We start from the raw sequence: 17,927 nt of genomic DNA on the forward strand, positions 1-17,927 counted from the left end.
AAACATAAGGCAAATTGCCGCCAGCGAGTGATCGGCTTCCCTTTTTTGTTTTTCCGATAACAATTTTTCACGTTCCTCCCTGGCTTCTGCCAACCCCAAGCTATGATTTAACTGAGAAGTACCGATTGTTAACAGGTTGTACTTTGTAAGCGAATTAGTAGTGGTACCTGGCAACGAATTTTCCCATGGAGGGTGGCCTCTCTTGCCAGTGTACGTATGACTCAATGAAAAGCAGCGCACTTACAGCGGCACAGCTGCCCCTGCGGTCGCCTGCACAAAATCATAGGAAGAAAGTCATGTCAGAGTTTCCCGATCGCGATGCGATCAATGCGCTTTTTGCCGGGGATTACGCCGACCCCTTTTCTGTCCTGGGAATGCACCAGACCGTTCAGGGCCTTGAAGTCCGCGCGCTGCTGCCGGATGCGTCTGAAGTCTGGGTGATTGAAACCAAAACCGGCCGCAAATGTGGTCAGCTGAAGTGTCTGGATTCACGCGGCTTTTTCAGCGGGATTATTCCGCGCCGCAAGAACATGTTTCGCTATCAGCTGGCGGTGAACTGGCATGGTCAGCAGAATCTGATTGATGACGCCTACCGTTTTGGCCCGCTGCTGGCCGATATGGACGCCTGGCTGCTGGCTGAAGGTACGCACCAGCGTCCGTATGAAACCCTGGGTGCGCACGGCGCGACCATTGATGGCGTCAGCGGCATCCGCTTTGCCGTATGGGCGCCGAATGCCCGGCGCGTCTCTGTGGTGGGCGACTTCAACTTCTGGGACGGCCGCCGTCATCCGATGCGCTTCCGGCGCGAACTCGGTATCTGGGAGCTGTTTGTGCCGGGTGCGGTAAACGGACAGCTCTATAAATATGAGATTGTCGATTTACACGGGCAGATGCGTATCAAAGCTGACCCGTTTGCGTTTGAAGCGCAGATGCGCCCGCAGACGGCATCGATGATCTGCGGCCTGCCGCCGAAGGTTGAGATGCAGCCAGCGCGCAAAGCGGCGAACGGTTTTGATCAGCCTATCTCTATTTATGAGGTGCACCTCGGCTCATGGCGACGCCACACCGATAACAACTTCTGGCTGAGCTACAAAGAGCTGGCTGAGCAGCTTATCCCCTATGTCAAAGAGATGGGCTTTACCCATATCGAGCTGCTGCCGATTAATGAGCATCCGTTTGACGGCAGCTGGGGTTATCAGCCGCTGGGCATGTATGCGCCGACGCGGCGCTTCGGCACGCGCGATGAGTTCCGTCAGTTTATTGCAGCGGCACATGAGGCGGGTATCAACGTACTGCTGGACTGGGTACCGGGCCATTTTCCTGACGACGACTTCGGTCTGGCGAAATTTGACGGCACTGAACTCTATGAGCACAGCGATCCGCGCGAAGGGTATCATCAGGACTGGAATACGCTGATCTATAACTTTGGCCGGCGTGAAGTCAGCAACTATCTCTCCGGTAACGCGCTTTACTGGCTGGAGCGGTTTGGCATTGACGGCCTGCGCGTGGATGCGGTGGCTTCAATGATCTACCGCGACTACAGCCGTAAAGCGGGCGAGTGGATCCCGAATCATCTGGGCGGGCGCGAAAATCTGGAAGCGATTGCATTTCTGCGTCATACCAACCAGACGCTGGGCACGGCGGTACCTGGCAGCATCACCGTGGCGGAAGAGTCAACCGACTTCCCTGGCGTCACGCGCCCGAGCGAAAATGAAGGGCTGGGCTTCTGGTTTAAGTGGAACCTGGGCTGGATGCACGACACCCTCGACTACATGAAGCTCGACCCGGTACATCGCCGCTATCATCACAATCTGATGACATTTGGCATGGCCTACAACTACAGCGAAAACTTCGTGCTGCCGCTCTCCCATGACGAAGTGGTGCACGGCAAGCGCTCTATTCTCGATCGCATGCCGGGTGACGCCTGGCAGAAGTTCGCTAACCTGCGCGCCTACTACGGCTGGATGTGGGCGTTTCCGGGTAAAAAGCTGCAGTTTATGGGCAATGAGTTTGCTCAGGGGCGCGAGTGGAACCATGACGTCAGCCTCGACTGGCACCTGCTGGAAGGTGATGACAACTGGCATCACGGCGTGCAGCGTCTGGTACGCGATCTCAACCACACCTATCGCCACTATGCGCCACTTTATCAGCTCGACTTTGATCCGCAGGGCTTTGAGTGGCTGGTAGTGGATGACCACGATAACTCGGTATTTGTCTTTGTACGCCGCGACCGCGAAGGCAATGAGATCATTGTTGCCAGCAACTTTACGCCGGTCACGCGCCAGGATTACCGTTTTGGCGTCAATCAGGCGGGCAGCTGGCGCGAAGTGCTGAATACCGATCAGCACGACTATCACGGCAGCGACGTGCGTAACCACAGCATCGCCCGCACCGACGAGATTGCCAGCCACGGCCGCGCGCAGTCGCTGAGTCTGACCCTGCCACCGCTGTCGACCATCTGGCTGGTGCGGGAGGCGGACTGATGATCGAAGCGGGCCAGCCTGCGCCGCACGGGGCCCGCTATGATGGACGCGGCGTCAACTTCACGCTCTTCTCGCGTCACGCAGAGAAGGTGGAGCTCTGCCTGTTCAGCCGTGAAGGAGAGGAGCAGCGTCTGACGCTGCCCGCCCGCAGCGGCGATATCTGGCACGGCTATATTGTCGGGCTGAAGCCGGGCCAGCGCTACGGCTATCGCGTTTATGGTCCGTGGGATCCGCAGCGGGGACACCGTTTTAATCCGGCTAAACTGCTGGTGGACCCCTGCGCCAAAGCCGTTACCGGCAGCGTTGCGGATGACGCCGCGCTGTATGGCGGCATCGCGCAGCCTGACAATCAGGACAGCGCCGGCTGCATGCCCAAATCGCTGGTTATCGCTGAAGACTTTGACTGGGAAGACGATCGGCCACCGCGTACGCCCTGGGGCAAAACGGTCATTTACGAAGCGCACGTGCGCGGTCTGACGCAGCTGCATCCGGAAATTCCTGAAACGCTGCGCGGGACGTATGCGGCGCTCGGCCACCCTGCTATGGTGAAGTACCTGCGCGACCTCGGCATTACCGCGCTGGAGCTGCTGCCGGTGGCGGCGTTTGCCAGCGAGCCGCGGCTGCAGCGGACAGGGCTGCAAAACTACTGGGGCTACAACCCCTACGCGCTCTGGGCGGTACACCCGGATTATGCGTCAGGGGAAGCGGGCGTGACAGCGCTGCAGGAGTTTCAGCAGGCGGTGAAAACGCTGCACGCAGCAGGTATTGAAGTGATCCTGGACGTGGTCTTTAACCACTCCGCAGAGCTGGAAGAGATTGGCCCGACGCTGTCGCTGCGCGGGGTGGATAACGCCAGCTACTACTGGCTTGATGAGCAGGGGAATTACCAGAACTGGACCGGCTGCGGCAACACGCTAAATCTCAGCGATCCGCAGGTGGTGGCGTGGGCGCTGGAAGCGCTGCGATACTGGGTACAGCACTGTCACGTTGATGGCTTTCGCTTTGATCTCGCCAGCGTGCTGGGGCGTACGCCGGACTTTTGCGCTGAAGCGCCGCTGCTGGCGGCGATTCGCGCCTGTCCGGTTCTGTCGCAGGTCAAGCTGATTGCTGAGCCGTGGGATATCGGCGAAAACGGCTATCAGGTGGGCCGGTTTCCGCCAGGCTTTGCCGAATGGAACGACCATTTTCGCGACGCCGCACGCCGCTACTGGCTGCATGGCGAACTGAACAACGGCGAGCTGGCGCGTCGGTTTGCCGCCTCAGCCGATCTGTTTCAGCAGGCAGGGCGCCGGCCGCACGCCAGCATTAATTTTATTACCGCGCATGATGGCTTCACGCTGCGCGACCTGGTGAGCTATAACCATAAACATAATCAGGCTAACGGCGAGGATAACCGCGACGGCAGCAGTGACAACTTCAGTCATAACCACGGGCATGAAGGGCTGAAAGCGAATCCGAATGTCCTGCAGCGGCGGCGGCACAGCGCGCATGCGCTGCTGACCACGCTGCTGCTGGCACAGGGCACGCCGATGCTGCTGGCGGGCGATGAGCGCGGCCAGAGCCAGTATGGCAACAACAACGCCTACTGTCAGAATAACCTGCTGACGTGGCTCAACTGGCAGCAGGATGATGAAGGACTGGTCGACTTTACTGCGGCGCTGATCCAGCTGCGCCAGCGCATTCCGGCGCTGACGGCAGACTGCTGGTGGCAGGAAGGTGATGGTCAGGTGCAGTGGTTCAATGCCAGCGGCAAACCACTGGAACCAGAAGAGTGGGAGCGGGGTGCGCATCAGATGCAAATCCTGCTGTCGGACCGCTGGCTGATAACAATAAATGCAACAGATGCAATCAGTGACCTAGCCTTACCAGACGGAGAATGGCATGCCATACCTCCTTTCGCCGGGGAAGATAATCCCATTTTGACAACTGTCTGGCACGGGCCCGCACGCGGCGTGTGTGTGTTCCTAAAGCAATCATAAGGAGTCAGACATGGTGAAGTTAGACAGAAACGATCCTCTGATGCTGGCGCGCCAGCTCCCTACCCAGACAGTTGCCCTGATCCTTGCTGGCGGACGCGGTACGCGTCTGAAAGATCTGACCGCAAAACGCGCGAAGCCTGCCGTTCACTTTGGCGGCAAGTTTCGTATCATCGACTTTGCCCTTTCCAACTGCATTAACTCAGGCATCCGGCGCATTGGCGTTATTACCCAGTATCAGTCGCATACGCTGACGCAGCATATTCAGCGTGGCTGGTCACTGTTTAACGAAGAGATGAATGAGTTTGTCGATTTGCTGCCCGCTCAGCAGCGCGCCGCGACGGAGTACTGGTATCGCGGCACCGCCGATGCGGTGACGCAGAACCTCGATATTATCCGGCGCTATAACGCACAGTACATCGTGATCCTTGCCGGCGATCACATCTACAAAATGGACTACTCGCGTATGCTGCTCGACCACGCTGAACGCGGGGCGAAGTGCACTATCGCCTGTCTGCCGGTTCCGCTGGCGGAAGCGACCGCCTTTGGCGTGATGGCGGTAGATGCTGACAACAACGTGGTCGATTTTGTTGAAAAACCCGCGACTCCTCCCGCTATGCCTGGCGACGCAGATAAGGCGCTGGCAAGTATGGGTATCTATGTTTTCAATGCCGACTATCTTTATCAGTTACTGGAAGAAGATTTGCTGGTAGAGAACTCCAGCCACGACTTTGGCAAAGATCTGCTGCCAAAAATTGTGGCGAGCGGTGAGGCGTATGCACATTCATTCACGCTCTCCTGCGTGCAGAACGATGAGAATGCAGAACCCTACTGGCGTGATGTAGGTACGCTGGAGGCCTACTGGCGTGCGAATCTTGATCTGGCATCCGTGACGCCAGAGCTGGATATGTATGACCATGAATGGCCCATCCGGACCCATATGGAGCCACTGCCGCCGGCTAAATTTGTGCAGGATCGATCCGGCAGTCATGGCATGACCATGAACTCGCTGGTATCGGGCGGCTGTATTATTTCCGGCTCCGTAGTCGTGAATTCAGTGCTGTTTCCGCGCGTGCGCGTAAACTCATTTTGCAATATTGATTCAGCGGTGCTGCTACCGGATGTTGTGGTAGGCCGTTCGTGCCGGCTTCGCCGCTGTGTAATTGACCGTGCCTGCGCAATCCCGGAGGGCATGGTGATTGGAGAGAATCCGGATGAAGACAGCCGGCGTTTTTACCGATCGGAAGAGGGCATCGTACTGGTGACGCGCGCCATGCTGGCCAGGCTGGCCACCGCGGGTCAGTGAGTGGCGACAAGCATACAAAAAAACCGCCGCGTGGAACGCGCGCGATAACATAATAGGGGTTCAGGATGCAGGTTTTACATGTCTGTTCAGAGCTTTTTCCGCTGCTGAAAACGGGCGGGCTGGCTGATGTCGTCGGCGCATTACCGCAGGCGCAAATAGCCGATGGTACGGATACGCGGGTACTGATCCCGGCGTTTCCGGATCTGCGTAAAGGAATTCCTGATACTGACGTGGTGGCGGAGCTGCAAACTTTTGCCGGGCCCGTGCGCCTGCTGTTCGGGCAGTACAACGGTGTCGGTATTTATCTGATTGATGCGCCAGGACTGTATGACCGTCCCGGCAGCCCCTACCACGACACGTCGCAGTTCGCATACGTAGACAACTATCTGCGTTTCGCACTGCTGGGCTGGATGGGCGCCGAGCTGGCCAGCGGAGTAGATGGCCTGTGGCGTCCGCAGATTGTGCACGCGCATGACTGGCATGCCGGTCTGACCTGCGCCTATATCGCCGCGCGCGGCAATCCGGCTAAAACGGTCTTTACCGTACACAACCTTGCCTATCAGGGGCTGTTTAACGCCCGGCATCTGGATGAGATTCAGATCCCGCGCGAATATTTTGGCATGCATGGCCTGGAGTTTTACGGCCAGATCTCTTACCTCAAGGCTGGCCTGTTCTTTGCCGATCACATCACGGCGGTCAGTCCGACCTATGCGCTGGAGATCACCCGACCTGAGTTTGGTTATGGTATGGAAGCGCTGCTGGAGCAGCGTCTGCGTGAAGGTCGTCTGAGCGGTATTCTCAACGGCGTGGATCCGGGCATCTGGGATCCGGCTCATGACCTGCTGCTGACCGCCCGTTATGACCGCGAAACCCTAGAAAGCAAAGCGGAAAACAAACGTCAGCTGCAGATCGCCATGGGACTGAAGGTCGACGATAAAGTGCCGGTTTTCTGCGTCATCAGCCGGCTGACAAAACAGAAAGGGCTCGATCTGGTGCTGGAAGCGCTGCCGGGTCTGCTGGCGCAGGGCGGGCAGCTGGTGCTGCTGGGTCAGGGCGACGCCGAACTGCAGCAGGGTTTCCTTGCGGCCGCGGCGGAACACCCCGGCAGCGTAGGCGTGCAGATTGGCTATCACGAAGCGTTCTCACACCGCATTGTTGGCGGTGCCGATGTGATTATGGTTCCCAGCCGCTTTGAACCCTGCGGGCTGACGCAGCTCTATGGCCTGAAATATGGCACGCTGCCGCTGGTGCGTCGTACCGGTGGCCTGGCCGATACCGTACAGGATAGCTCTCTGGAGAACCTGGCGGATGGTGTTGCCAGCGGCTTCAGTTTTGAAGACAGCAATGCCTGGTCACTGCTGCGGGCTATTCGTCGCGCCTTTGTACTCTGGTCACGGCCTTCACTGTGGCGCTATGTTCAGCGCCAGGCCATGGCGATGGATTTCAGCTGGCAGGTGGCTGCGCAGGCCTACCGCGATCTTTATCAACGTATGCTGTAATTGAGAGATTGGGAGCCCGGATATGAATGCACCTTTCACCTACGCCTCACCCACGCTGACGGTTGAAGCGCTGAAGCACTCAATCGCCTATAAGCTGATGTTTACGATTGGCAAAGATCCTTCAATCGCGAATAAGCATGAGTGGCTGAACGCCTCGCTGCTCGCGGTGCGCGACCGTATGGTGGAGCGCTGGCTGCGTTCCAGCCGTGCGCAGCTGTCGCAGGATGTGCGTCAGGTTTACTACCTGTCGATGGAGTTCCTGATGGGCCGCACGCTGGGCAATGCGCTGCTGGCGATGGGCATTTATGACGATCTCAATCAGGCGCTGGATGAGATGGGACTCAATCTCAGCGAACTGATGGAAGAGGAGAACGATCCCGGACTCGGCAACGGCGGCCTCGGTCGTCTGGCCGCCTGCTTTTTAGATTCGCTGGCAACGTTAGGCCTGCCGGGACGCGGTTACGGCATCCGCTATGACTACGGTATGTTCCGGCAGAACATTGTCGACGGCCAGCAGCGTGAGTCGCCGGACTACTGGCTGGAGTATGGCAATCCGTGGGAATTTCAGCGCCATAATACCCGCTATAAAGTGCGTTTCGGCGGTCGTCTGCAGCATGAGGGGGCGCTCGTCCGCTGGATTGAAACGGAAGAGATTGTCGCGATGGCGTACGATCAAATCATTCCCGGTTTTGACACCGATGCCACCAATACCCTGCGGCTGTGGGGGGCGCAGGCGAGCAATGAGATCAATCTCGGCAAGTTTAACCAGGGCGACTACTTTGCGGCCGTCGAGGACAAAAATCATTCCGAGAACGTTTCGCGCGTTCTCTATCCGGATGATTCAACCTACTCAGGACGCGAGCTGCGGCTGCGTCAGGAGTACTTTCTTGTCTCCTCTACGGTGCAGGATATTCTGCATCGCCACTGGAAAATGCATGAAACCTGGGACAACCTTGCTGACAAAGTCGCTATCCACCTGAACGACACACATCCGGTTCTGGCGATCCCGGAGCTGATGCGGCTGCTGATTGATGAGTATAAATTCAGCTGGGATGACGCGTTTGAAGTCACCTGTCAGATCTTCTCCTATACCAACCATACGCTGATGAGCGAGGCGCTGGAGACCTGGCCGGTAGATATGATCGGCAAAATTTTGCCGCGTCACCTGAGTATTATTTTCGAGATCAACGATTACTTCCTGAAGACGATTCAGGAGCACTATCCCGACGACTGGGATCTGATGTCGCGCATCTCGATTATCGATGAGAATGATGGCCGCCGCATCCGTATGGCGTGGCTGGCGGTGGTGGTGAGTCACAAAGTAAACGGCGTCTCTGAGCTGCACTCCAATTTGATGGTGCAGTCGCTGTTTGCCGACTTTGCCCGACTCTTTCCGGGACGTTTTTGCAACAAAACGAATGGCGTGACGCCGCGTCGCTGGCTGGCGCTGGCGAATCCGGCGCTCTCCGGCGTGCTGGATGAAACCATTGGCCGCACCTGGCGCACCGATCTGTCACAGCTCAGCGAGCTGCAGCCGCATATCGACTACCCGGCGTTTATTCGCCAGGTTGCCGATGCCAAATTTGCCAACAAGCAGCGGCTGGCGGCATGGGTCGCCAAAAACATGGATATCGTGCTCAATCCGCACGCGCTGTTCGATGTACAGATCAAGCGTATTCACGAGTACAAACGGCAGCTGCTTAACGTGCTGCATGTGATCACCCGCTATAACCGGATCAAAGCCGATCCCGATGCCAGCTGGGTGCCGCGCGTAAATATTTTTGCCGGTAAAGCCGCCTCGGCCTACTACGTGGCAAAACACATTATCCATCTGATCAACGATGTGGCTGACGTGATCAACAATGATCCGCAGGTAAAGAACAAGCTGAAAGTGGTGTTTATTCCTAACTACGGCGTCAGCCTCGCGCAGATCATCATTCCGGCGGCCGATCTTTCCGAGCAGATCTCCACGGCGGGTACTGAGGCCTCCGGCACCAGTAACATGAAGTTTGCGCTAAACGGCGCGCTGACCATCGGCACGCTGGATGGCGCAAACGTGGAGATGCGCGAGCACGTGGGCGCAGAGAACATCTTTATCTTCGGCAACACCACGCCGCAGGTTGAGCAGCTGCGCAAAGAGGGCTACAACCCGCGCAAATACTTTGAGGAAGATGCTGAGCTGCACCAGGTGCTGACGCAGATTGCCACCGGCGTCTTCAGCCCGCAGGAGCCGGGACGTTACCGTAACCTGTTTGATGCGCTGGTTAACTTTGGCGACCATTATCAGCTGCTGGCGGATTACCGCAGCTATGTGGATACGCAGGATAAAGTGGATAAGCTTTACCGGCAGCCGGATGAGTGGCAGCGGCGTGCAGCGCTGAATATTGCCGGTATGGGCTACTTCTCGTCAGATCGCACCATTCAGGAGTATGCGGATGAGATCTGGCATATTTCGCCGGTGCGGTTATAAAAAAGGTCGCCATGAATGGCGACCCTGCAAAATATGGCCCGATGCGCATTAATGCGCATCGGGTAACGGCTTACTTCAGGGTAATGCTCTTCACAATGCTGTCTGCATCGCTCTGCGCCTGCTGCTGATTCTCTGCCGGCAGGGTGATCTGCAGCGTCAGCAGCTGGTTATCGACTTTTGCCAGCACCACCGTTGACCACGATGTCTGGTTGTTAGCGGAAATCACCGTATCCAGCTGCTGTGCCGGCTGGTCTTTCAGCGTTACCGCTTTATTCGACACCACCTGCAGCTGCGGATCGCGATTGCGCTGCTGCTGCTCCAGACGTTTTGAGAGCGTCTCAAGTGAGTCACTGGTCGGGTCGCCGGCAATCACGATAATGGCGCGCTGGCCGGTTTCATTAGCGTAGACGTGCATATTGGTGGATTCAGAGCCGAGTTTACCGCTCTTATCAGACATGCCCGCAGGCAGCGTAAAGCTCAGTTTCCCTTCCATCAGATTCACCGTCTGAGCGGACTGGCTGACGCTGGTACCGCTGTTGTCAGCAGCATCCTCTTTTTTCTGATCGCACGCCGCCAGGCCCAGCACCAGCAGGCCGATACCTGCATACTTCACTACGTTGCGCATTCTGTTCCCTTTTACAATTCCAGTCTGGCTTATACAAACGGAATCGGCGGTCAAAAGCAACCGCCGATGTGTCAGGAAATCTTAGCGCACCGCGCCATTTCGTCTATGGCACATTAGCCGAAATTGATCTGGCGGGCCTGATGCCGTTCCGCCATGCGCTTCAGGGCGGCATTCAGCAGCAGGCCGTAGGCGGGCAGGAAGAAGATCAGGCAGATCAGCACTTTGAAGCTGTAGTCCACCAGGGCAATCTCGACCCAGTGCGCTGCCATGAAGGGATCCTGGCTCTTATAAAAAGCGATAAAGAAAAAGGCCAGCGTATCGCTGACGTTGCCGAGAAACATGGCGCAGGCTGGCGCTATCCACCACTGCGGCAGCTGGCGCAGACGGTTAAAGACGTGAACGTCAAGGATTTGACCCAGCGCATAGGCCATAAAGCTGGCGCAGGCGATACGGGCGACAAACAGATTGACCTGCTGCAGCGACGCCCAGCCCTGCCATGCCCCCTGATAAAAGAGGCAGGAGATAGCGTACGAGATAAATAGCGCCGGGATCATCACCGCGAGAATAATGCGTCGCGCGAGCGGGGCGCCAAAAATACGCACGGTCAGGTCGGTTGCGAGAAAAATAAAGGGAAAGCTGAACGCACCCCAGGTGGTATGAAAACCGAAAATAGCGACCGGCAGCTGAACCAGATAATTGCTGGAGGTGATCACCAGCAGATGAAACAGCGACAGCCAGAAAAGGGCGTGCATGCGCTGACGCGCAGAAAAAGCGATCATATTGAGCCTTTTTTAACAATGGGGTGAGGGAACCCATCCCTTCATCGTTCGCATTTTTGCTGCGCTGGCTGCGCGTGCCAAAAGACTAACGATTTTGGGGACTAAGCAACGGTATTGAAAAATCGGACGGCATCTTAACCCGTTGCGCAATTTATGCAACGGTTAATTTTAACGCAATCGTTGTCGCCTTGCGCTGCGGAAATGGCGAGCTAGAATGAGCATCCCTGTTTACTGACCGATAAGAGAATCATGAGCGATCCTTTCTCTGCACCCGACCATACGCTGGACGCGCTGGGCCTGCGCTGCCCTGAACCCGTGATGATGGTACGCAAGACGGTACGCACGATGCAGGCGGGTGAAACGCTGCTGATTATTGCCGACGATCCGGCGACTACGCGCGATATCCCCGGCTTCTGCCGCTTTATGGATCACGATTTACTGGCACAGCAGACCGAAGCGCTGCCGTACCAGTATCTGATCAGGAAAGGCGCGGAGGCCTGACGGGGGGCTGGCGCAGCAGACGCAGAGCGTTTGCGGTCACCAGCGCCGTAGCGCCCGAATCGGCCAGCACTGCCAGCCACAAGCCGGTTAAGCCGAGCAGCGTCGTGAGCAGAAACAGCGCCTTCAGCCCCAGCGCCAGCGTAATATTCTGCAGTACGATGGCGCGGGCGCGGCGCGCCAGCGCGACGGTCTGCGGCAGAAGGGTCAGACGGTTCTGCGTCAGCGCAGCGTCGGCCGTTTCCAGCGCCACGTCGGTGCCGCTGCCCATAGCAATCCCGATAGCCGCCGCTTTCATCGCTGGCGCATCATTAATGCCGTCACCTACCATCGCCAGCGGCTGCTGCTGGCTCAGCGCGCGTACGGCACTGACTTTGTCTGCCGGCAGCAAACCCGCCCGATATTCAATATTAAGTTCTGCCGCTATGGCGGCGGCCGCACGCGGGTTATCACCGGTCAGCATGACGCTGGCGATCCCCGCGGCTCTGAGCTGATCGATAGCCGCCGCAGCCTCTTCACGCAGCCGATCCTGCAGCGCCAGCAGCCCCAGCGGCCGATCTGCCTGCAGCAGGATCACCACCGTGTTGCCCTCGCGCTCGTATTCCATCACACGCTGCCGCTGCTGATCGCTCAATCCCGGCGCGGCACGCGGTGTCAGCAGCTGATAAGGGACGCCGTCGATGCTCGCGCGAATGCCGCTGCCCGCCAGCGCCTGCTGCTGTTGCGCATCCGGCAGAGTCAGCTGCCGTTTCGCGGCTTCTGCGACAATTGCCTGCGCCAGCGGATGCCCGGACCCGCGCTCTGCCGCCGCCGCGAGGCGCAGCAGCGCCGCTTCATCAGTCTGACCAAAAGCGTGGATTGCCGTAACCTGCGGTTTACCCAGGGTCAGCGTGCCGGTTTTGTCGAAGGCGATAACCTGCACGCGGCTCAGCTGCTCCAGCGCGGCGCCACCTTTAAGCAGCACGCCCTGACGCGCGGCAGAGGCCAGCGCTGAAGTCACCGCCGCCGGCGTTGAGATCACCAGCGCGCAGGGGCAGCCAATCAGCAGCAGCGTCAGCCCTTTATAGATCCACGGCTGCCACTCTCCCAGGCCAGAGAGCGGCGGGACCACCATCACCAGTAGCGCCAGCAGCATAATGGCCGGCGTATAGATGCGGCTAAAGCGATCGATAAAGCGTTCTGCCGGTGCGCGATGGCTCTCCGCTTCATCAATGAGCTGCAGGATACGATCGATAGCGCTCTCTCCCGGCAGGGAGGTCACTTTTATCTGCACCAGCCGATCAACGCTGGTGGCGCCCGCCATCAGTCGATCGCCGGGCTGGTGGCTCACCGGCAGGGACTCACCGGTTAATGCGCTTTCATCAAAGCTGGCGCTGAACTGCAGCAGCTCGCCATCAACCGGCAGGCGGCCGCCGGCGGCAACTTCAATAATGTCGCCCGGCTGCAGCGCCGCCAGCGGGACCGCAACGCGCTGCGCGCCCTGCAGCCGTGTCGCACGCTCCGGACGCAGCGCCATCAGAGCGGTCACACCGCGTCGCGCCTGCGCTGCGGCCCAGGCCTCAAGCCGCTCACCGATTAAAAACAGCAGCAGCACCATCGCAGCTTCGGCATGAGCGCCCGTTACCAGCGCGCCGGCTGCAGCCGCCGTCATCAGCGTTTCGATTGAGAAAGGCGAGCCGCTGCGGATCCGCTGCCAGGCGCTGTGCGCGACCGGCAGGAGAGCGGCCAGCGCGGTCGCGACAAACAGGCGATCGCCCCAGATCGGCGACTGCTGACTTATCAGCCAGCTCGTCAGCATCAGCAGTGCCAGCAGCAGCAGCGCGGCGCGATCGCGCCAGCGTGAATCAGCAGGCGGGAGAGCGGGGGCATCAGCAGCGTGCAGCCTGAAGCCCGCCTGTTTTACCGCCTGTTCTATGACGGCCTGCATGGCGGCGGGGGCACAGACTTCCAGCTTTTCACTGGCAAAAATCACGCGCGCCTGCGTGACCTGCGGCAACTTTTGCACGGCGGTTTCGATAGTGCGCGCGCAGCCCGGGCAGTCCATCCCGGTAATTCGCCAGCGCAGTGCAGGCTGCCCGTTAGCAGAGTCTCTGTTTTCATCCGCGTCAGCTGACGCCGCGCTTCCGGCACAGCAGGCGGCGCCGGTCGTGACGGGCGTGGTCAGACGGGTGAAGCGGGCCGCGGGCAGGGGGCGCACGGCAGCGTGTGGCTGCAGTTTGCTACCCGGCCGGTCACAGCCGCAGGGGGAAATCTGTTGATGCATGAAGCCTCCGGTATCAGTAACGGGCAGCTGCCCGTTACTGAAGGCTACACTCTGGAGTCAGCTCCAGAGTCAAGCCCGGAATGGCCGGTGTATCAGGAGAGCCAGAGTGAACGCACGATCATAAAATGACCGGCAAAATAGCAGGCGGCGACAATGGCGCTGTCAGCGCTGAAGCGGCGGCGATAATGTGAAATAAACCAGATAATATTGGCCAGCAGCAGCAGGCCCGCACCAATCAGCAACGAGAAACTGTAGTCGGTCGGACGGAAAAAGTAGTTTTCAGCCGCCATCCAGTTCATCACCAGCGTCATGCCAATCAGGGTACAGATGGGCCAGCGCAGCTCCTCCAGCCGCGTCCAGAGCAGCGCAATGACCGCAACGCCGATAATCAGAAACGTCAGCGGAATAGGCCAGTAGAAGCTCATGGTCATATGGGCGGTAAAACTGATGGTGTAGAGCAGATGCGAAAGGAAAAACGCGCCCAGCGCATAAAGCATTTGCTGTCGGGGCAGCAGCATCAGCGCATCGCCTGCCAGCGTGGCAATCAGTCCGGCAAGGATCAGATAGTCAGTGGTGTTCACGGCAGGTGCCTGCCAGGCCCAGGCAACCAGCAGCAGCAGGGTAACAGGTTTAAACAGCCAGCGTTGCCACTGCGGACCGCGATAGGAGGCATCCACATAAAGCCAGCCGGAAAAAAGTACTGCAAGGAAAGACCAAAGCATTTTTTCTCCCTTTTGTAGACCAGATGTCCACACTGTTGAAATATCCCAGACTCTCTTTGAGTTTAAGTTACCGCTGGCAAATGTGACAATCGGGCAACTCTGGTTGTATGCTTTAGCTTCTTTTTTAATGATCAAATGAAGTGAAGTGCGAGCAAAAACATGAGCAAACCACCGCTAATCTTTTTTATCGTCCTGGCGATTATCGCCATTCTGGCGACCCGGCAGTTTATCAAGCAGCGGCGGGAAGCTGCGGTTAACGACGCCTCCCCGGTACGATCGCTGACCGTGCAGGTAAAAACCAAGCGTGAATATCCGGCACCGAATCGTCGTTCGCGTCAGCGCGAAGAGATTGCTGGTGAAGAGATGAAATATGAAGCCTGGTTTCATCCGCTGAACGGGGCGAGCGACATTAAAACCGCGGTCAGCGCCAGCGATTATCACCAGATGGATAAGGGCGTAAAAGGCGAGCTGAAGATGCAGGGCAGCCGTTTTGTCAGCTTTACCCCCGCGCGCTGAAACCGGAGCACCGGCAAAGGTGGTCCGGTTAGCGCCGGATCACATCTTCGGATAGTGCTTTTTCTGCCAGGCGAGCAGTTCAAATACCCCGAAAAAGAAAATCTTAGCCTGCGTGGCGCCGCTCAGCTTCGGCGCCTCTTTGGGCTGGGTGGCGCGCAGCAGCACCAGCTGCAGTCCATGCATAATCACCATGAAAAACAGGGCGACATGCACAAAATAGCGCAGCGGTGTGGGGAAAGGGTGCACCAGATTAAGCAGCAGAAAAGCCCAGACGCAAATCATCAGTAACCGTCCCAGATTAAGCCACATCATGCGCCTCCTGTTGGCGTTGATAGAGTCGATAGGCGACCTGACCGGCGATCTTCTCCCGGTAAAGCTGCCAGCTGGCGGGCACGTCAGGGGCCCCCTGTTCCACTTCACTTTCCACATAAATCAGCGCGTCTGCGCTCAGCCACTGATTGCGCTCCAGCAGCGCCAGTGTCTCCGCCAGCAGCCCTTTGCGAAAGGGCGGATCGACAAATACGATATCAAAAGCTGCGCCAGGCTGCGCCAGCCACTGCAGCGCGCTGGTCTGCACCACCGTCGCCTGCGTGGCGCGCAGCGTGTCGACATTGCGCGACAGCTGCTGCGCTACGCTGCGCTCCAGCTCCAGCAGCGTGACTGAACCCGCATAGCGCGACAGCGCTTCGAGACCCAGCGCACCGCTGCCGGCGAAGCAGTCGAGGCAGCGCGCCTGCGGAAGGTCGGGTGCCAGCCAGTTAAACAGGGTTTCGCGTACGCGATCGGTCGTGGGGCGCAGGCCTGCGCTATCCGGCACCGGAAGTTTACGGCCGCGCCACTGGCCGCCAATGATGCGGATCTGGCCAGCGCCGCCGCCGCTGCGGGGTGATTTACTCATTTTGCTCACAACTCGTCATAATTTGTTGCGTAGTTTAACGGGCGCGACAGGCAGAAGAAACGTAAAAAAGGGTGCTGTGGTGCGCTGGCCGGAAAGTGTTAGACTATTGAACGATACAGGCGTGCGTAATTCGCTGATTTTACGCCGCAGAAAGCTAAAAAACTGAATTTATATCCCCTGGGGACAGCGTGCTACCGGGAATAAGCCATCGAGGAGTGTAGTTACACAATGGCAAAAGAGAAAAAACGCGGCTTTTTTTCCTGGCTGGGATTTGGCAAGGAAGAGCAGGCACCCGCCCCGGCTGAAGAGCAGGTAAAAGAGCAGCCTGCAGAGGAGGCTCAGCCCGCTGCCGCTGAAGAGAGTGCGTCAGAGCGTGCCGAAGCGCAGGCAGCAGAAACCGTTGCGCTGACGGAGCAACTGGCGAAAGAGCAGGCGGCAGCAGATCAGGCAGCCCGGCATGCGCTGCCACCTGAAGAGGCCATCATCACCGCTCAGCCGGAGGAGATCCTGCTGGAAGAGGAGCCTGAGCTGACGCCGCTGCCGGTCAATGAAGAGATCCTGCCGGAAGAGGAGCCCGGGCTGGCGCCGCTGCCGGTTAATGAAGAGATCCTGCCGGAAGAGGAGCCTGAACGGGCGCCGCTGCCGGTTGCTGAAGAGACCCTGCCGCAAGAAGAACCTGAACTGGCGCCGCTGCCGGAAGAGATACCGGCTGCCACTGCCGGGGAGCCACCGCTGACAGCCGCCGTCGCGCCGGAACCGGTTCTGCCCGGCGATGAAAGCCAGCTGGCGGAAGCGGAACCTCTGGCAGATGAGGATGCGCCGCTCAGCGATGAAGAGCTGGAGGCACTGGCGCTGGCGGAAACCTACGCTGAAGACGCCGCTGCAGACTCTGCAGACTCTGCAGACACCGTAAGCGATCTTCCGCTGGCGGCCGCGCCTATTGTGGCGCAGGAGCAGGAGCGCCCGACTAAAGAGGGCTTTTTTGCGCGCCTCAAGCGCAGCCTGGTTAAAACGCGCACCAACCTTGGCTCAGGTTTTATCAGCCTGTTTCGCGGTAAAAAGATTGATGACGACCTGTTTGACGAGCTGGAAGAGCAGCTGCTGATTGCGGATGTGGGCGTGGAAACCACTCGCCGGATTATCACCAGCCTGACTCAGCAGGCGAGCCGCAAACAGCTGCGCGATGCTGAAGCGCTCTATGGTCTGCTGAAGGCGGAAATGGCCGGCATTCTCGATAAAGTCGATGCGCCGCTGGATGTCAGTGGCAAAACGCCGTTTGTGATCCTGATGGTCGGCGTAAACGGCGTTGGCAAAACCACCACTATCGGTAAACTGGCGCGCCAGTATCAGGCGGAAGGCAAATCGGTGATGCTGGCTGCCGGCGATACCTTCCGTGCCGCTGCGGTCGAGCAGCTGCAGGTGTGGGGAGAGCGCAATCATATTCCGGTTGTGGCACAGCATACCGGTGCGGATTCCGCCTCGGTGATTTTCGATGCTATTCAGGCGGCGAAGTCGCGCAATGTGGATGTATTAATTGCCGATACCGCTGGTCGCCTGCAGAACAAATCGCACCTGATGGAAGAGCTGAAAAAAATCACCCGCGTGATGAAGAAGCTGGATGAGGATGCGCCGCATGAAGTGATGCTGACGTTAGATGCCAGCACCGGACAGAATGCGGTGAGTCAGGCAAAACTGTTTAATGAAGCGGTAGGACTAACAGGTATCGCCCTGACCAAGCTGGACGGCACGGCGAAGGGGGGCGTTATCTTCTCTATTGCCGATCAGTTCGGCATTCCTATTCGCTATATCGGTGTCGGAGAAGGCATCGAAGATTTACGGCCATTTAAGGCCGAAGACTTTATTGAGGCACTGTTTGCCCGAGAGGAATGATT

Annotated in this window: 14 protein-coding genes; 8 read left to right on the forward strand and 6 right to left on the reverse strand. The window is 58.3% G+C overall.

Going from position 1 to position 17,927, the window contains the following annotated elements:
• Positions 1–296: 296 nt before the first annotated feature.
• From glgB to glgP, 5 genes are all read left to right on the forward strand, one after another.
• Entirely contained in the window at positions 297–2,483 is a 2,187-nt protein-coding gene (glgB, locus tag B4056_RS02095) for a 1,4-alpha-glucan branching enzyme (RefSeq protein WP_094112169.1), read from the forward strand.
• Complete coding sequence (gene glgX, locus B4056_RS02100) at positions 2,483–4,462, forward strand: glycogen debranching protein GlgX (RefSeq protein ID WP_113655587.1); 1,980 nt, start codon at positions 2,483–2,485, stop codon at positions 4,460–4,462. Before glgB ends, glgX begins: the two co-directional genes overlap by 1 nt.
• Before the next feature lie 10 nt (positions 4,463–4,472).
• Positions 4,473–5,765 carry a glucose-1-phosphate adenylyltransferase gene (glgC, locus tag B4056_RS02105; protein WP_094112167.1) on the forward strand — a complete coding sequence of 431 codons (1,293 nt, stop codon included), beginning with the start codon at positions 4,473–4,475 and terminating at the stop codon, positions 5,763–5,765.
• A gap of 65 nt (positions 5,766–5,830) precedes the next feature.
• Positions 5,831–7,264, forward strand: a complete 1,434-nt coding sequence (gene glgA, locus B4056_RS02110) for a glycogen synthase GlgA (RefSeq protein WP_094112166.1) — start codon at positions 5,831–5,833, stop codon at positions 7,262–7,264.
• A 22-nt stretch (positions 7,265–7,286) separates the two neighbouring features.
• On the forward strand, positions 7,287–9,734 hold the full coding sequence (gene glgP, locus B4056_RS02115) for a glycogen phosphorylase (RefSeq protein WP_113655586.1): 2,448 nt from the start codon (positions 7,287–7,289) through the stop codon (positions 9,732–9,734).
• Between the two features lie 70 nt (positions 9,735–9,804).
• Here glgP and B4056_RS02120 read toward each other — a convergent pair whose 3' ends face one another.
• Both B4056_RS02120 and B4056_RS02125 read right to left on the reverse strand, forming a co-directional pair.
• On the reverse strand, positions 9,805–10,359 hold the full coding sequence (locus tag B4056_RS02120) for a DcrB family lipoprotein (protein WP_039381890.1): 555 nt from the start codon (positions 10,357–10,359) through the stop codon (positions 9,805–9,807).
• 113 nt (positions 10,360–10,472) lie between these two features.
• Positions 10,473–11,138 (reverse strand): 7-cyano-7-deazaguanine/7-aminomethyl-7-deazaguanine transporter, encoded by a 666-nt coding sequence (locus B4056_RS02125; protein ID WP_039381893.1) that lies wholly within the window; start codon positions 11,136–11,138, stop codon positions 10,473–10,475.
• Positions 11,139–11,387: 249 nt separating this feature from the next.
• On the opposite strand from B4056_RS02125, the gene tusA reads away from it, so the two are divergent.
• A complete protein-coding gene (gene tusA, locus B4056_RS02130) occupies positions 11,388–11,639 on the forward strand; it encodes a sulfurtransferase TusA (protein WP_039381895.1) in 252 nt (83 codons plus the stop codon).
• Here the strand turns inward: tusA and B4056_RS02135 are convergent.
• Together B4056_RS02135 and B4056_RS02140 are read right to left on the reverse strand one after the other, a co-directional pair.
• Complete coding sequence (locus B4056_RS02135; protein ID WP_288653703.1) at positions 11,617–13,899, reverse strand: zinc/cadmium/mercury/lead-transporting ATPase; 2,283 nt, start codon at positions 13,897–13,899, stop codon at positions 11,617–11,619. The two genes, tusA and B4056_RS02135, sit on opposite strands and share 23 nt — an antisense overlap.
• 92 nt (positions 13,900–13,991) lie before the next feature.
• A complete protein-coding gene (locus B4056_RS02140; protein ID WP_039381901.1) occupies positions 13,992–14,621 on the reverse strand; it encodes a lysoplasmalogenase in 630 nt (209 codons plus the stop codon).
• A 159-nt stretch (positions 14,622–14,780) separates the two neighbouring features.
• Here B4056_RS02140 and B4056_RS02145 point away from each other — a divergent pair, with 159 nt between their 5' ends.
• On the forward strand, positions 14,781–15,137 hold the full coding sequence (locus B4056_RS02145; protein ID WP_039381903.1) for a DUF2500 domain-containing protein: 357 nt from the start codon (positions 14,781–14,783) through the stop codon (positions 15,135–15,137).
• A 39-nt stretch (positions 15,138–15,176) separates the two neighbouring features.
• Here the strand turns inward: B4056_RS02145 and B4056_RS02150 are convergent, their stop codons facing one another.
• Positions 15,177–15,446 (reverse strand): DUF1145 family protein, encoded by a 270-nt coding sequence (locus B4056_RS02150; RefSeq protein ID WP_039331733.1) that lies wholly within the window; start codon positions 15,444–15,446, stop codon positions 15,177–15,179.
• Positions 15,436–16,035 carry a 16S rRNA (guanine(966)-N(2))-methyltransferase gene (gene rsmD / locus B4056_RS02155; RefSeq protein ID WP_288653704.1) on the reverse strand — a complete coding sequence of 200 codons (600 nt, stop codon included), beginning with the start codon at positions 16,033–16,035 and terminating at the stop codon, positions 15,436–15,438. Before rsmD ends, B4056_RS02150 begins: the two co-directional genes overlap by 11 nt.
• Before the next feature lie 228 nt (positions 16,036–16,263).
• Between rsmD and ftsY the strand changes: the two genes are divergently transcribed.
• Positions 16,264–17,925 (forward strand): signal recognition particle-docking protein FtsY, encoded by a 1,662-nt coding sequence (ftsY, locus tag B4056_RS02160; protein ID WP_150034792.1) that lies wholly within the window; start codon positions 16,264–16,266, stop codon positions 17,923–17,925.
• Positions 17,926–17,927 lie beyond the last annotated feature (2 nt).

The organism is Pantoea sp. UBA7232 (assembly GCF_002473195.1).
Lineage (GTDB): Bacteria > Pseudomonadota > Gammaproteobacteria > Enterobacterales > Enterobacteriaceae > Pantoea > Pantoea eucrina.